The organism is Streptantibioticus parmotrematis (assembly GCF_019890615.1).
In the GTDB taxonomy this organism is placed as follows: Bacteria; Actinomycetota; Actinomycetes; order Streptomycetales; family Streptomycetaceae; genus Streptantibioticus_D; species Streptantibioticus_D parmotrematis.
Genome location: NZ_JAINVZ010000015.1, coordinates 1 through 15,693, shown reverse-complemented (window position 1 = coordinate 15,693; position 15,693 = coordinate 1). Strand labels below are relative to the sequence as shown.

The 15,693-nt window shown below is 66.9% G+C and carries 13 protein-coding genes and 1 pseudogene; 1 reads left to right on the top strand and 13 read right to left on the bottom strand.

Translation table 11 applies throughout. The features are described from left to right. Nucleotides 1-93: 93 nt before the first annotated feature. The 12 genes and pseudogenes from K7472_RS20620 to K7472_RS33745 form a co-directional block, all read right to left on the bottom strand. The gene (locus tag K7472_RS20620; protein ID WP_222979989.1) at nucleotides 94-894 is read right to left on the bottom strand and encodes a hypothetical protein; all 801 of its coding nucleotides are present in this window, start codon (nucleotides 892-894) and stop codon (nucleotides 94-96) included. Nucleotides 895-1,471: 577 nt separating this feature from the next. Next, complete coding sequence (locus K7472_RS20615; protein ID WP_222979988.1) at nucleotides 1,472-2,350, bottom strand: hypothetical protein; 879 nt, start codon at nucleotides 2,348-2,350, stop codon at nucleotides 1,472-1,474. A gap of 257 nt (nucleotides 2,351-2,607) precedes the next feature. Continuing rightward, complete coding sequence (locus tag K7472_RS20610; protein ID WP_222979987.1) at nucleotides 2,608-3,477, bottom strand: hypothetical protein; 870 nt, start codon at nucleotides 3,475-3,477, stop codon at nucleotides 2,608-2,610. A 94-nt stretch (nucleotides 3,478-3,571) separates the two neighbouring features. Beyond that, nucleotides 3,572-4,006 (bottom strand): hypothetical protein, encoded by a 435-nt coding sequence (locus tag K7472_RS20605; protein WP_222979986.1) that lies wholly within the window; start codon nucleotides 4,004-4,006, stop codon nucleotides 3,572-3,574. Between the two features lie 66 nt (nucleotides 4,007-4,072). After that, nucleotides 4,073-5,470 (bottom strand): DNA cytosine methyltransferase, encoded by a 1,398-nt coding sequence (locus K7472_RS20600; RefSeq protein ID WP_222979985.1) that lies wholly within the window; start codon nucleotides 5,468-5,470, stop codon nucleotides 4,073-4,075. Nucleotides 5,471-5,571: 101 nt separating this feature from the next. Next, on the bottom strand, nucleotides 5,572-6,444 hold the full coding sequence (locus K7472_RS20595; protein WP_222979984.1) for a hypothetical protein: 873 nt from the start codon (nucleotides 6,442-6,444) through the stop codon (nucleotides 5,572-5,574). A gap of 546 nt (nucleotides 6,445-6,990) precedes the next feature. Then, nucleotides 6,991-8,700: a UvrD-helicase domain-containing protein gene (locus tag K7472_RS20590; RefSeq protein WP_222979983.1), complete on the bottom strand. Its 1,710-nt coding sequence runs from the start codon at nucleotides 8,698-8,700 to the stop codon at nucleotides 6,991-6,993. A 767-nt stretch (nucleotides 8,701-9,467) separates the two neighbouring features. Next, entirely contained in the window at nucleotides 9,468-9,770 is a 303-nt protein-coding gene (locus K7472_RS20580) for a hypothetical protein (RefSeq protein ID WP_222979982.1), read from the bottom strand. A 105-nt stretch (nucleotides 9,771-9,875) separates the two neighbouring features. Further along, nucleotides 9,876-10,490: a hypothetical protein gene (locus K7472_RS20575; RefSeq protein ID WP_222979981.1), complete on the bottom strand. Its 615-nt coding sequence runs from the start codon at nucleotides 10,488-10,490 to the stop codon at nucleotides 9,876-9,878. Then, nucleotides 10,487-11,194 (bottom strand): ParA family protein, encoded by a 708-nt coding sequence (locus tag K7472_RS20570; RefSeq protein ID WP_222979980.1) that lies wholly within the window; start codon nucleotides 11,192-11,194, stop codon nucleotides 10,487-10,489. Before K7472_RS20570 ends, K7472_RS20575 begins: the two co-directional genes overlap by 4 nt. A 127-nt stretch (nucleotides 11,195-11,321) precedes the next feature. Next, nucleotides 11,322-11,894: a helix-turn-helix domain-containing protein gene (locus tag K7472_RS20565; protein WP_222979979.1), complete on the bottom strand. Its 573-nt coding sequence runs from the start codon at nucleotides 11,892-11,894 to the stop codon at nucleotides 11,322-11,324. A 2,029-nt stretch (nucleotides 11,895-13,923) separates the two neighbouring features. Further along, nucleotides 13,924-14,169, bottom strand: a pseudogene (locus K7472_RS33745) (hypothetical protein); the annotation flags it as partial. A gap of 99 nt (nucleotides 14,170-14,268) precedes the next feature. Between K7472_RS33745 and K7472_RS20555 the strand changes: the two are divergent. Continuing rightward, the gene (locus K7472_RS20555; protein ID WP_308014001.1) at nucleotides 14,269-14,853 is read left to right on the top strand and encodes a TetR/AcrR family transcriptional regulator; all 585 of its coding nucleotides are present in this window, start codon (nucleotides 14,269-14,271) and stop codon (nucleotides 14,851-14,853) included. Nucleotides 14,854-14,904: 51 nt separating this feature from the next. Here K7472_RS20555 and K7472_RS20550 read toward each other — a convergent pair. Continuing rightward, the coding region (locus K7472_RS20550) for an amidohydrolase family protein (protein ID WP_222979978.1) at nucleotides 14,905-15,693 on the bottom strand (789 nt) is incomplete at its 5' end.

The following is a 15,693-nucleotide window of genomic DNA, read 5'->3' as shown; positions in this document are numbered from 1 at the left end:
CAGCCACAAGTTCTCGTACCGCGCGAACGGTTTGGTGCCAGGGCTTCGATGGCTGCGCCGTCGTCGCCGGAGCGATCTGGCGCGCGGACATGGTCAGGTGAAGCTCACTGTGGTGCCGTCAAGGTGGACGGTGCCGAACCGGTGCCCGCCTGCCGAGTTGTGCAGGCGCTCGCGCGACTCCTTGGCTACGTCTGGCAGCGCGAGGAGCGACCGTGCCGGGATGCCGTCGCCGCCGCGCGCCGACATCCAGAACGCGCCTCCGGCTCGTTCGGCCGGGATCTCGTTCAACATCTCGGCGTTGTCCGAGACGAACGATGTGCACACCGCCATGAACGCTTCCCGCTGGCTTAGGATGATGCTGTTGACGTCGAGGTTCAGGGCCTCGACCTCCTCCCACTCCCGACCTGGAGCGCCATCGGTACCTTCGGGTGTGGGCTGCGCCTCGAACCACACCGCCTCGCGCAACGCAGCGGCGTAGAAGTCGAACAAGTACTGGCCGCGTTCGCTGATGTTGGGCGAGATCTCCGCCCAGGTCCACTCCCACGCGCCGATGGCATACCGGCCGTCCTCGCCGGGCTCGACGACGGTTGCACAGGTGGCGGGGCCGTCGGTGTGGATGTACGCCCAGTGAATGTGAAGGACGATGGCGGCCTTGCGGCTCTCACCTTCCTCGGACGTCTCCGACAGCTCCGGGGCCTCGATAACCCTGATCTCGTCTTGGTCGGCTCGTCCAAACCTCTCGATCCACGTCTGGCAGTCCACAGCTATCTGCTTGACGGTCTCCAGTGTGAAGCGCGGAGACAACCAGCCGTTCCAGCGGTTGGACTTGTCGACCACTGCCTCGTGGGCGTGCTCGCCGTCGGCGGAGACCAGAACCGCCTCCATTGTGGTCATGCGCATCCCCTTTCCTGACTTGTCGAGCGCTTTTCGCACCCGATTGGTGGTGGGTGTCGGGGGGCTTGCCCTGCCCCGTGTTGACATAGGTAAATCTACCCGTGTGGGGCGGGGGAGGTCAACCCCCAAATCCCCATCAATCACAAGGAATTACTCGCCCCGGGCCTGCTCGGGGTGCTCGTGCTCACCACCTCGCTGCGTGCCCCTTCCCACCACCGGGCCGCGCCCGGCCGGCTGCCCCGGCCGCCCGACCAGCCGAGCCGGGAGGGTCCCCCCCCCGCCCCCTCCCGGCAAAAAGAGATTTTGAGGGGGTGCCGGACGAAGCGCAGGGGAGGAGCGGGACCTTTTTCACCGCGACGAAGGAGCGGCGAAAAAGGCCCCGGGACGACCTTGCGCGCAGTCCGCCGCACCCCCTCACAATCTCGCGCCGGGAGGGGCCACCCGCACCCAACAACCCACCCCCACCACAACCAACCCAGGGGCCGCGCAGCGGCCCCACCCCCGCCGCCCGCCGCCGCCTGCCAGCACCCCGAACCCACACCACCGACACCCGGAGCGACAACGGCACAACTCACCTTCAGGCCGACGTCACCAGAGTCTCCACCTCTTGGCGCCAGAAGTACTCCGTGCCACCGACGACAAGGACGGGTTCCGGCGCTGTGCGGCGCCGCAACAGTGTTTTGACGCGCTCGCGCTGCTGGAGTGGGGTCATCTGGTCGCGCACGGTGGCCGGGAACAGCTCGGGAATGTGCCTGCGCGCGATCAGTCCGTGATCAGGCATCACCACCTCGGCTGCCTGCGACAGGTAGCGGGCGGCGACGTCGGGTGACACCTCCAATCGTGCCGCGACGCTCTTGGTGGTCAGATCAGCGCCCTCGCTGACGGCGGTTCGCAGCAGTTCGGCAACCTCGGCGACCCTCCCAACCAGTGCTCGCGCGGTGTCCGCGGGAACTGCCCGCTTCCCGCTGTAACCGGGGCGCTCGGCGTCGTACCAGGCGAACCAGGCGGCGACGGCGGCTGCGTCCCGGGTGCGGTCCTCTTCGGCGGGTGGGAAGGGGTGACTCGGGTGATCCGCGTACGTCTGGGCCAGGTTGCCGATGGCCCCGGAGGTCACGCCGCGAAGCCGGGCGATGTCGACACGGCGCCACCGTTCACCGGGAGCGTGCGTCATGGGGCGTCGTTCGGCCGCCAACCGCGGGCCGGACGGCGTTTCTGAGATCCCTTCCTTGTCGCCGAAGAGTCGCGCGCGCGCCCACTCGACCGCTGTCTGCTTGTCGATGAGTTGGGTGCTGCGAGGGCCGGTCTGGGTCTTCCCCTCGGGGACGGGATGGACCTGGAGCCAGTTGCGGATCGTCTTCGGGGTGACGCCGGCGAGGTGCTCCAACTGTCTGCGGGTTACCCAGGGGTCGCGCAGCGCGGCGAGCCGCTGCTCGAACTGCTCTCTCGTCGTAGTCATCGTGGTGCCATCCTGCCGTATTCCCGCCGTACACTGATGGAGACTGCCAGCGGGAGTCCTGTTGCGGCCTCGTCGTTGGTGGTGGAGAAGGGTCGGCGGTTTTGCCCGAGCCAGCACGCTTCGGCGGGGCTGGTACGAGCTTCGGCTCGTAACCGCCGACCCGCTTTTCGTTCATCCGGGCCGTGGTGGTCAGCGAAGGCGGCGCGGGTCGTGGCGGGGATGAGCCCGACGCGGGCCCACCCCCCAAGGCGTGCCGATTACACCTCGTCCCACTCCTCGTGTCCGTCGTGCGGGTAACGGCAGTCCTTCGTAGCGGCCTCGGGTGTCAGCGGCACGGCGCGCAGCTCGCACCACTGAGTGGTCCGGCACGCCTCCGGCCAACCGCCGATTCCGTCCAGATCAGCGAGTTCCGTCAGCAGGCGGTCGACGACGCAACCCCACTCGGTGTGGCGGCTACCGTCCGGGTGCCTACCGCCCTCCTGGCAGTCCTGGTGCTCGTGCAGAACCTTGCCGTCGGCGTCGATCACCGCTCGCAGCTCGACCTCCGACTCGCCCCAGGTCTCGGACCAACGCGCGGAATCCACGACCAACCAGGCGGCCCCGGGGTAGTAGGCGGTGGCGCGCCGGATCAGCTCCTCCTCAAGGGCCGCGATGAGCTCGTGTTGGGTGGAGCCATGGGCAGCACGGGCGACATCGACGCGAGTGGGTGTGGTGGCGCGGACGTACGCGGAGAGAAGCTCGGTGGCCTCGGCGACGGAGTGGTTGCCGAGGACAAGCACCAGCTCTCCATCGTTGATGGTCAGATCGTTGTCCCTACCTTCGCCAGCGCGCAGCAGAGCTTCGGCGGGTTCAGCCCCAAGGCCGGTAAACCACAGATCGACGTTGGTGCGCCCCTCCATACGAATGATCAGGGCCATGCCCCTCACTCCGGTCGGCTCGTACCAGCGCAGCTCGGTGTGAATGAGGTCTGCCGTGACGATGGCTGTGGCTGCGCGGTCCGCCAGGGCGGCGCGCAAGGAACGGACGGCGCGGCGTTGGCACGCGGTTTCGATGCCAGTCATCATGCGCAAGGTGTCAGCGGTGAGGCTGCCCACGATGCGTCGCACGCCCGTGCTGAACGGGGTCACAAGGTTCTCCTTCGTGTAGTGGTGGGACCAGCCGGCTCGGTGGCATTCGCCCGCGGGGTTGCCCTCCCTGCGAGCGCGGCTGGAGTCGTGATGGTCAGAACAGGGCGTCGGGCAGCGGCGGCAGCTCGTTAGGCTGCCTGGGCCGCTCCGGGAGGATCGCGGCGAGGACCGACGCGACGCGCCGGGTCTGGTGGACCGCGCGGTCGGCGATCTCCTGACTGGTCGCGACGCGGATGAGCCTCGCGTCGGCGAACGGCAGACTCTCGCTGGCATATCCGGCTTCCTTCAGCTGCTCGACCATGCTGTAGAGGTCGTAGACGTATTCGTCGGTGAAGCAGATCAGGATCACGGCCGGGGTACCGTCGTGATCTTCGTCCTGGACGGTGAAGTGGCCGGACTCGGGAGCCTCGTTGAGCCGGCACTCGCGGCCGCCGACGGTGGCCAGAGTCCAGCCCTTCGATTCGAGGTGGGTGCGGATGGCGGCGGCGGTGGCCGTCTTCGGCGGGTGGCGGGGGTGGAACGCTCGCACGAGAGGTCATCTCCTCGGAGCGGGTCAGGGGCCGCCCCGCCTCGACAGGGCGGCCCGGAAGGATGGCTACAGGACGGCGCTGACGGCATGGCCCAGCCACTGTGGGACGTTGCAGCTGACGGCGTTTCCGGCCTGCATGGTCCGCTCGGCCTTGCTACGGCCCTTGACGATGTAGGTCTCGGGGAAGCGCTGGGCGCTCATCTGCTCGCGCCACTGGAGCATCCGGAAGTGGCAGTCCTCGATCTTCACCGCCGGGCGTAGCAGACCAGCGGAGTCGCGGGTGGACAGGGTGTGCAGCGGCTCGCTGGTCACTTTCGGGGTCGAGCCCTTCCGGAAGGGGATCACCAGGCCGTGGTGGTTGCCGCCCGCGGTGACGGTGGCCAGAGGCCGGTCCACGCGCTCAGCGGTGGCGTGGTTGCGGAACTCGACGATGAAGGGCGGGGCGGCCAGGTCCGCCGTGCTGTCGTGCGGGCAGGCGCCGGGCGGGACGACGAGCCCTTCGCCGATCTTGACGGTGCGCGACGGCAGGGGGGTGAGGTCGGGGCGGAAGGCGCGGCCGTCGTGCCCGCCGTGGTTGATGGTGACGACCGAGGGATCGTCGGGGAACATCTCCAGACCGGCCGCGATGCGGTCCATGGTCGTGGGTGCCAGGGGGCGCCTGCGGTCCCCGATCCGAGTGCCCAGGTTCGTCCAGTCGATGATGTCGGAGGCGGGCCGGATGTAGGGCTCGACGATCACGGCGGTGTCGTGGTTCGGGCACGTGTAGTCGTACTGCTGGCCGTATTTGCCGATGCGAGTCTCTGCGTGGCCGGGGCGCCAGGTCTGCTGCGCGTACACGTCCTCGTCACACTCTTCGCACCGGGCCGGGGGCCGCGGGGTGACGTCGGGTAGGCGCATGCCGACCCAGGTGAAGACGATGTAGAGGCGGTCCCGCCACTGTGGGGCGGCCGGGTTGAGCTCGCCGCCGATGTGCGCGGAGCTGACGCAGACGATCTGGTAGTTGTAACCCAGTTTGACCATGCCGCTCAGCCACCAGTCGAACAGGATCCAGTCGGTGGCGAACTCGGTGACGTTCTCGATGAGCACCGCCTTGTACCGGTGTACTTCAACCGCGCGGATGACGTCGTAGGCGGTCGCGCGGGTCCGCTCGAACGCGGCGTCGGGTAACGAGCGCAGCTCCTCCTCGGTCAGCCCGCTGGCCTTCTTGCTGCGGCGGCGGCCCCCAGCAGGGGAGATTTCGGTGCATATAGGGCTGGCCCACAGCACGTCAGTGCGCGGCAGGCGCCGCATGTCGTAGTTCGAGACGTCGGCGCACACGTGCTCGGCCTGGCGGTGGTTCGCCGAATGCGTATCGATCGCGGTCTGCCAGTGGTTGGCAGCCAATCTCAGTTCCCAACCCGCTTTGACCAGGCCGGTGCTGGCGCCACCGGCGCCGCAGAAGATGTCAGTGAAGGTGATACTCAAGGTCCGTCCTTGCAACCGTTCGGTGGTGGAGGGATCGGCGTGCTGGGTCCGGTTGCCCTCCGGACCCAGCACGGTGGAGCGGCCAGTAGGGGCGGGAGCTGCTACCCGCCGTAGATCTGGCAGTTGGTGACCTCGGACAGCAGCAGGGCGCTGATCCGGTTGACGACGACGGCCGGGACGTCGACCGTTGCCGGATCGCTGCCGTCACGCCGCGCGATGGTGATCAGCGCGCCGCCGTCGTTGTCCAACTCGCCTTGATGGCAAGGGAGTTGGACCAGTTCTTCAAGCAGCCATGCGACGGTGCCGGGGGCGGTGGCGTCCTGTTGGAGACGGACGGGCGCGCCGAGCGGGTGACGACCTCCGTAACGGGCCATGACGCTGGCGACGTACCGGGCGACGTGATCGGCCATCACGTCAACGTGGGGGCCGCCGAGGCTCGCGCCCTGGGGGCGGTTGTGCGGCATCGAGTCGTACACGACGGCGATGTGCTCCTCGGGACCGTGGTGCTCGACGTGCCAGCCCTGTACTTGCTCCAGCCGGGGAGCAAGGGACTTGCCGGTGCCGATCAGCAGGTACGTTAGGTCCGGCAGCCCGATGCGGATCTGGAAGCCGCCCCCCTTGGCATGCGCCAGCTTCGCGTCGAGACCTCGTCCGTGCAAGGCGTCGAGGACGCGCTGGTACTGGGGCGCGATTTGGCTAGGCGAGTAGGCGTAGTTGAAGACGAAGTGGATCAGCGGGGCCGGGTCGGCGGTCCAGTCCAGGTAGCCGGACTCGTCGGTCGCGGTCCCGAGGAAGGTGCGCCGCCGCCAGAAGAGCCGGGGCCGCCCGCTGGAATGGCCGGGCGTGATCCACAGCTGGTCCAGGCTGCTCGGCAGGACGATCACCAACTGCCGTTCGCCCTCGGTGACTCGGACGTCCAGTTGGGCCTGGGCGCGCAGTTCTGCGCCCAGCTGGGAGATGGGAACGAGTTCCATGAACTGTCTCCTCGCGGTCGGTGGTGGGTGTCGGGGGGCTTGCCCTGCCCCGTGTTGACATAGGTAAATCTACCCGTGTGGGGCGGGGGAGGTCAACCCCCAAATCCCCATCAATCACAAGGAATTACTCGCCCCGGGCCTGCTCGGGGTGCTCGTGCTCACCACCTCGCTGCGTGCCCCTTCCCACCACCGGGCCGCGCCCGGCCGGCTGCCCCGGCCGCCCGACCAGCCGAGCCGGGAGGGTCCCCCCCCCGCCCCCTCCCGGCAAAAAGAGATTTTGAGGGGGTGCCGGACGAAGCGCAGGGGAGGAGCGGGACCTTTTTCACCGCGACGAAGGAGCGGCGAAAAAGGCCCCGGGACGACCTTGCGCGCAGTCCGCCGCACCCCCTCACAATCTCGCGCCGGGAGGGGCCACCCGCACCCAACAACCCACCCCCACCACAACCAACCCAGGGGCCGCGCAGCGGCCCCACCCCCGCCGCCCGCCGCCGCCTGCCAGCACCCCGAACCCACACCACCGACGTCGGCGTGGTGTGTACGGTGGGGTCAGGACGCCGATCCGGCGTTCACGCAGGACTGACAGTAGGTGACCCAAGAGCGGCCGTTCTTGCGGACGCGTCCACGGTCGCGAGGAACCCAATTGCCGCAGGTGTGGCACTTCGCGGAGTAGAGGTTCTTGAGCATGTCGAGTGTCCGATGGAACGGCGCTACGGAGCCTTGTGACGGGCTGCCGACGTAGGGGTCGACCCAGGCGAGGCCGTGGCGATCCAGGCAGGTGCGGGCCCGGGTGACGGCGACGTAGGCGAGCATGGCCTCTTGGCGCTGAATGGTGCCGAGTGCGCCGGTCTTCGGGTCGCACGTGGGCTCGCGGAAGTCGCCGGCGATGCGCACGTGGTTCCACTCACGCCCCTTCGCCCGGTGAGCGGTGGAGATGACCAGGTCGGCCTTGTCCGGTTCGACGAACTGCTCGGTGGTGTTGATCAGGCTCTGGGCTCCGTAGGTGTCGACCAGGCGGACGAAGACGGCCAGATCGGCGCCGGCGTCGTCGTGTTCGACGTAGTCCTTGACCTGGGCCCAGCTCTCGAACGCGAGAAGTTCGGGGTGGCCGGTGCGCTTGCCGTTCTGCAGGTCGAGCGCGGCCCGGGCCATGGTGGCGATGTCCGTAGTGCCGCCGATCAGGCCGGGACGGTGGTCAGCGGCGAGTGCCTCCATGCCCTGGCGGAAGGCCTCGGCGTTGGTGCGGCACAGCACGACATCGACGTCTCGAAGCTCCAGCGGCGCGACGGCAGTGTCGAGTGAGGGGGCGCCCGTGAGCTGCAGGTCGGATCGAAGCACGGTCAGCCACTTGTTGGCCTCGTCGGCGACCATGCGGCCGAAGCGCCATGACTGGGTGAGCCGCAGCCGCCGCTGGGCGGGCCAGTCAGCGAGCGCGTCCACCGCGCCGCGCCACCCGTAGATCGCCTGGTTGCTGTCGCCCACCACGATGACCTGCGCGGACTGCTCCCGCACCAGCCGGGCGACGACCGGGTTGGAGTCCTGTGCCTCGTCCAGGTAGACGAAGTCGGCGCGCAGGGACGGGCGGGTCAAGGCCCAGATCTTCAGGTAGTGGTCGTGCTCGACCTTCAAGCGTCCATGGGGAGAGGTGATGTCCTCCCAGGCCCGCCGGGCGTAGGGCAACAGCGCTTCGGCCAGTCCGGCTTGCGCGGCCTTCTCGTCCTCGCCCGGCAGGTGGACCTTGACCATGTGGTGAGGGGTGAGTCCGTCATCCGCGGAGAAGGTGAACCTCCTGACCATGCCCAGGGCCAGCCGCGCGACCTGCGCGGTGGTCAGGAAGCTCCCGGAGGCAAGGGCGAGCGGTTCTCGGATGCCGAGGATCTGCGCAACGTCCTCGGCGCGCTGCCGGGGCCCGCCGAGCCGCCCGTCGCGCCTGTAGGTGCGGCCCACCGCGGCGAACGCTAAGGAGTGGGCTGTCTTGCAGGTGACGTGCCCGGGGAAGCTGGCCGCAGCGTCGCCAGCGATGGCCCGGTTGAACGCCATGTAAAGTCCGCGGCCGTGCATCACCGCGGCCGCCATCTTCAGCGTGCTGGTCTTTCCGGTGCCCGCGCCTGCCTCAATCACCACGTTCTGCCCGGTCGAGCAGGTGTCGAGGATGACCTGCTGCTCGACCGTGAGCTTTATGTCGCCCCGGAGAACTGCTGCCGAACGAGATGGTGGAACTGACTGCGGGGAGGGATTACTAGAATCGGACACGTTCATTTTCTCCTTTACTCAGGGAACAGGTCTTCCAGGCAAGCGATGGCGGACAGCTAGACCAAATCAGACGTTATAACGGGCGGTTGTTCGGAGGGAAGAGCCGCCAGAAATCATCATCCCGTGGCATTACCATAAGGTCCAGGGGAGCCCGGCAAGCTCTGCTGTGCGAATGCGTGCGTCGATCAACTCCCGTGATTCATGGTGCTTAAGTCCGTAGCGAACTGCTTCAGCGATCGCACGGGTCCGCCCGGCAGGACCTCGGATGTCAGCAAGAGGTCCGTTCGGATCGCCTCGCCGAGAGGCCCATTCGGTTCGGTTCTCGGATGACGAGCCCAGGCGCAGGTGGGCGGGGTTAGTGCAGCCGTGAGAGTCGCACTTATGACAGACTTCTAGGTCGTCGGTCCTGGACCAACCGAATTTCGCTATAGGGCCGTTGGCCAACTGAAAGGCGTAGAGGTGGGCGGGCACCGTACCTCGTCTCCCGTGGCCAGGAAGGCTAGTAGCACGGAATGAGCCATGGCCGGTTGAACTCACAGCCCCCAGCCATGGCCAGCACTGGTTATCCCGCCGCCGGTAACGTTTGGATTCGAAGCGTTCGATGACGCTGCTATCCTGGGTCCAGACCTCCCATAGCGCCGAACTGACTCGGACTGGTTGAGGCGGCCCGAGAATTGATAACTGTTCCATTCTTTCCGCGATTCCCCAGTCTAAGGGCAGTTGCTCAAACTGAGAGGGTGTGAAGTTGAATTCGCCGGGGTTGCGATGGCTTGTCACTTAGTCGAAGTCCTTTTGGGTGGCGGATACCCTTTGGCCCGCAGCCAGGCATCGAGGGCCATGGCGACAATGTCGCCGTGAGGTACTTCATGATCTGCGTGGTACTGGCGAACCCGACGCTGAAGGGCGAGATCGATTGGGACGGCGTAGTTGAACTGACCTCGTTTCGTGTGGCGTGAATTAAGCAGCCCCTGGGTTTCCGGATGTACAGAGAGCGGATCCTCGGTCAACGCCTGCTGCTCTTCTAGTGCCCGCGCGATATCGCGCAGTTGCTTAACTTGACGTGAGATGTCGCGCATGCGTTGCTCCTAAAATCAATAGTCGAATATTCGGCCGACTATTCGACTATTGGAGGGCTCCGGGTGCGCCGCCGTCTCGCTGGCGGCGCACCCGAAGACTGGGGGTCAGTAACCTCGGGTGGACAGCCATTCGTCTATGGCAACCGAGACGATGTCGCCCATGGGCAGGTGGTCCACATCATTGTCCAGGGCAAAGCGTTTTATCCGCTTCTTCAAACGGAGCTGTGATGCCACGCTGGCGTCGAGACTTTCCCGCGTGATGACTCGCTGATTCAGCACCTCTCGAAGGGACGGAATGTTTTCAGGCCTTCCGGGCCCAGGGACCCAGGTCGCGGTGCCTTCGTCGGGGGACGGATCCGGGGCGGGAAGCGGGCGATCGGTGCTCGTCGGAGTTCCGCCCACGGGGAACGGCTGCGGGGCTGCGGAGACGGCTACTTCAGCCGACGCCAGGTTCGCCTGGCGGCCGTCTTCGCCTTGGCGATGCGATGTGTCGGGGCCGACCGCCGGACCGTCGACGGAGTCGTGGACCTCAGCTTGGGTGAGCGCTTCCCCCTTCACGGAGGTAGGAGGCGCTGGGTCCGCGGCCTGCCTCTTCGGCTCCTCGGCTTCGAGCTGCTCGCGCGTCAGCTCCGCAGACGGTGGCGGCACGGAAGCCTTCGTCGCACCCAGGACGCGGCCGGCGGGTCGGCGGCGGGTCGGAGGCTTGCTCTTCTCGGTCATGCGATTTCCTCCATCAGTGCACCGTATTCAGCGAGTTCGTCAGGGATTGAACCGAAAGCATCCATGTAGTGGACCCAGGAATGGATGACGGTTTCAGTGAGGGGGTAGGCGTCTTCGTGGCCCGGGCCGATCCCTTCGCCCTTGACAGGGTTCAGCAGGGCATTCTTTGCCGTGCCGGGCAGGCTGGTGCGGTCGTCTGCCTTGACCAAGACGAGGTGAGCCGTGACATTCCTTTCGCTGCGAGCCGCAGCACGGTCGGCTTCGTCAAAAGTAGCGACCAGCTTTCGACGTTCGATCCTGGTCGGCGCCACTGGCACGATGAGTCGATCAGCTTCCGTCACCGCTTCGTGGAACAGTGACGCGTCACCACCTCCCGCATCGACGACGATCGCACCGTAGTGAGCGCGCTTGGCGCGGATGTACTCGGCGATGTCGTCAAATGGGTACCGCTCCACGGTAAGGAGAGGCGGGATTTCGATCCCGCTAGCGAGAGCAACCTTGTACCAGTCATAAGCGGACTGGCTGCCCTTGTCCGCGTCAAGGAGAAGGGTGGGTATCTCCAGGACGACGGCGCAGTAGACGGCGATGAAGAAGGCGCTAGTGGTCTTACCGGTACCGCCTTTCAGCATGCCGATAACGAACACGACGGTTTCCCAGGGGCGGGCTACTCGTAGTAGCACCTTACGGCGGGTTAGTTCTTTCATTCGCTGATTCCTTCGGTTGGTATAGAGGAGAACGTCCTGTGGTGGCGATATAGATAGGCCTCATCGCCAAGAAGGTCAGGCGGCGCTCGTTTCAGGGGGTACGGTGGTTGCGGGGAGGCCGGAGAACTCATGACCTCGATGCCGTCCTGGTTTGCGGATTTCGGTACCGCATCGGGGTCTTGGCTTGGCGAAGCAACCTGTAGATGGTGGCGATTGAATAGCCGTGGTTCATGGCAATCTGCGCCACCGGAACGCGGGCTTCGTACTGCGATCGGACCGATGCCAGCAGTCTGCGATGTGTTTCGGTCCGGTTGATGGAGCGAAGGCGAATAGTCTCCTGCGTGGTGCGAAGAGTCGCGCCGGCGTCCAAAAGCAGACGGCGAGCATTGCGAGGCGACCCCGCCCCGGCCGCGGCGAGTTCTGCGAGGGTGGCTCCGTGGCTTTCGTAGAGGCGGCGTAGACGGATGGCGAGTCGCTTGCGTGCAGCCGCGCGCTCCGGGTCCTCCCGCATGCGGCGTGTCTCCCAGGGAGCGCGCATGATCGTTCCGGCCTGGTGCAGACGGTTGACGACGGTGCCATGGGAAAGCCCGGTCTCGGCCACCAACTCAGCTACGGTTGCGCCAGCTTCGTATCGACGTCGCAGGCTCGACGCGAAGCTTGGCCCGCCTGCGAGCTGATCTTTCAGGGACTTCGGGTTCATGAGGCCGTCTCCCATTCGGTCAAGGCCACCGCGTGTGCGGCTGCCAGTTCGTCGTAAGTGCGCTGATCGGCAGGGGTGATGAGGATCAGTCGGCCATCGGTCGCTACGCGCCACTGGGTGTCGATCCGCCCGGTGGACGGGTCCAGGACGGTTCCTGCGGGACCTCGCCAGTTGGGGGGAACCTCGTCAGGCGCCGGACGGGGGACCAGGACGAGGTGCCCGTCGCGTTCGACGACAGCGGCGGGCGTCCGGCGTTCGGCGAGATGCTCAAGAACCCGGAGGTAGGCTGCGCGTTCCTTCGCGTGCAGGGCATGTCGCCGGGCCGAGACCCCTGCTGAGCCACAGCCTTCGGCGACTACGTCCCAGCCCCTAGAGCAGCTCCCTAGGGCTTCCCGGCCCGGCTTCTCGCCCCCGAGGCCCTCGATGGCGCGGGGAGCAAGGTGCCAGACTTCGCCATCGTGAAGTACGAGCCCGTAGCTCACTAGAGTGCGCAAGGACCGGTATGCCGTAGCTCGGGATACCGAAGACGTGGCGATGAGTTCGCCGACCGTCTGGGCAGGCTGGATGTTGAGAGCCGCGACAATGACCAGAGCCGAGCTGCCCAAGCCTTCGCGGGCAAAGGCATCATGCGGCATCAGCCGGCTGACCACACGGGAATCGATCTCTGCCCTTTGCCTCATCTCAGGTGGAGCCCACTCCTCAAGTTCCCGGTCGGGGGGGAACTGAGTGGTCTGAAGGCAAGACTCGGCGGAAACCTGAGAATGAGCTCCGCCACCGAGATACCAGGTGGAGCCTTCGCGCCCATGCCCCGCACGAAGTCGCCGCAACCAGCCGTACGGTCTGAGGACGGTCGCGTAAGCAGCTCGGACTGCAGAGCGTGACAACCCCGCCGCTTCAGCGGTCTGACGCTCGCTGGCGAAGTGAAGAGGCCCACCCGCTGCCTCGGCGAAGTCGAGATGCGCGGCCAGTACACGGAGCGCCGTGCGGCCGCGCTCTCCTGGCCAGGGCGTGGTCTCCGCACGACTTCGCACGGTGGCCAGCAGACCGTGGGAGTCGAACCGCGAATGGATAGCAAAGGAGTTGCTTACTGCCTGGGACGCGCTGGCCCATACTCGGTGGATGTAGTTGAGGGCTCGGCTGTGTCCGGAGCGGAGCGCCACGTAGCGGGCGTGGCGTCCGCCCTCGTGGTCTGTGTGAAGGAGTAGGCCGGCCAGCTGATCCGGGGTGCCGCCGACGCGAGCAACATGGCAGGCGATGGCCGCCGTTACCCGGTGACCGTGCTCGGCAACGCCTCGCTGCTCGGTACGGGCGACCGGCGCCTTGCCGGGCCCCCCGGATGTGGTGTAGCTGCCGATCGCATAGCGGCCCGTGAGATCGCCATACAAGATCAAGTCTGCTGCTGCACGCGGTAGTTGACTGAGCCCCAGGTGAGGGGCTGTGACTGCCTTGGACTGCGATATAGACGGTTGAAAGGCGTCGTGAAGGGAGTGCGGCATCCCTTGGTGCTGTGGCATTCTGGTCTGGTCTCATTGAAGACAGGGACACCGCCCCGTCCCGCCAAGAACTGCGGGTGGTGTCCGGAACCGACCTCCAATCGGTGCCAGCGAAGCCTCCAGGACCTGTCCTGGAGGCTTTCGTATGCCCGGCACCGGCCGAAGGCAGACGTCCCCGCCGCAAGCACGACCAAGGTCGGTCTCGGCAACGCCATCGGGGTCCGGCGCTGCCCGACCCCGACCGACTGAGCGGGAGCTGGGGCCCACCAGCGGCGATTGCCTCTGGTGGGCTCCGAGCGCCCCGGGTCGAATCGGGGTCGAATCAGAGCGTTTTCCTCTGACTGCCTTCGATCGCCTCTGCAACCCGTCCTAGCAGGTCACAAACCGTTTCGACTCACAAAGGCCCAGGTCGGAAGGGTGGGGCCGATGAACCCGGCGTACAGCACGACTCGTCTGTCGCCGCCTGCGGCTTTGCCTCGGAAAGGGCCTCTGACCTGCGTCGGAGGTCCTTTCCGATCTTTCAGGAGCTTGCCGCGTCAGGCCGCGAGAAGTCCCTTGGAAGTCCCTCGGACAGCGCTGGAAGTCCCTGAAAAGTCCCAGGAACAGAGGAACAGAGGAACAGAGGAGCAGGCGACGCTTCTCAGCCGGTTCGGATTGATCGGACACAGCGTCGTGATCCTGAACTGGTGCAGCCAGGCGAAGACGCCCTCGACAACCCAGCGCACCTTGCCCAGGCCGGAACCGTGGGCGGTGCCGCGTCGGGCGCCCACCGGCGGAGGGCCGGGGCCTGTCAGCGCGGCCCTGAGGGCTTGGCTCGCGCGGACGAGCAGGGCGTCGACTATATTTTCAGTTAGTCCCTCACGTGTGTAAGGTGCGAGATCGTGGCCGACCGTAGAACGACGATGCTGGAAGCGGCAGCCAGGGTCATTGCCCGGCACGGGGTCCGCGGGCTGCGGGTCGAAGAACTCGCGGCGGAGGCGGGAGTCTCCACCGCGCTCATCTACTACCACTTCAAGAACCGCCAGGGCATTCTGCGGGCCACTCTCGACTTCATCAACGACCGGGCCGAGCGCTACACGACCGACCGCGTTGCGGACGCCTCGTCACTGGATGCTCGCGGCGAGCTGGAGCAGACCCTGCTTCTGGAGTTCCAGGACTCCCCGGAAGTGCGGGAGAACAGCACCGCCTGGGGAGAACTGCGGGCCAGCGCTGTGTTCGAGCCGGAGCTGCGCAAGGACCTGGCCCGCGCGACGCTGGTGTGGGTGCAGGACGTCGCCGAGTTGCTGGGCAAGCTGCACCCCGTCGCAGGAGCGGGGGCGTTGGCTCAGGCCGCGGAGCGGTTGACGGCTCTGGTGGAGGGGCTGAGCACGCGGTGGCTGAGCGGGAGCCTCCCGCTGGCGCATGCCCGGACGCTGATGAAGGAGGCCATCGACGCGGAGCTGGTCCGGCTCGGGAATCAGCGTTGACAACTGCGGTGGCACAACCCGGGCCGTGCCACCGCGGTCCTGTGCCGCCGCCTAGAGGAAGTACAGGCGGCTGAGGGAGACGCTCTCGGCGGGGTCGGACTGGAGGGGGTCTCCGTCCAGGGTGACCAGGCCGGTGGCGGGGTTGACGTCGACGGCCCCCAGGCGGTGGTTGCGCAGCATGTTCGCGGGACCGATGCCACGGGTGTCGCGGACGGCCACGCGGCGCCTGCGGGTGGGCAGTCGGTCGCCGTTCGACACCGCCGCGCCGGCGACGAAGGCGACGGAGATGTCCGCGGCGGTGGCGCCGTGGGCCCCGAACTGGGGGCCGAGCACGAGGGGTTCGCAGCGGTCGGTGGAGGCGTTGGGGTCGCCGGTGACGCCGTAGGCGGGGAAGCCCGACTTGAGGACGAGCTGCGGCTTGGCGCCGAAGTGGTCGGGGCGCCACAACACGAGGTCGGCGAGCTTGCCCGCCTCGATGGAGCCGATCTCGTGGGCGAGACCGTGGGCGAGGGCGGGATTGATCGTCAGTTTGGCGATGTAGCGCAGCACCCGTTCGTTGTCGTCGCCTGATTCGGCTGTTCCGAAGGAGCCGGAGCCGTCGAGGGGGCCGAGTTCCTGTTTCATCTTGCCGGCCATGGCGAAAGTGCGGCGTACGGTTTCGCCGGCGCGGCCCATGCCCTGGGCGTCGGAGGAGGTGATGCCGATGACGCCGAGGTCGTGGAGGATGTCTTCGGCGCCCATGGTGCCGGCCCGGATGCGGTCGCGGGCCATGGCGGCGTCGCCGGGCAGGTCGGGCTTGAGGTCGTGGGCGGAGACGATCATGCCGTAGTGCTCGCCGAG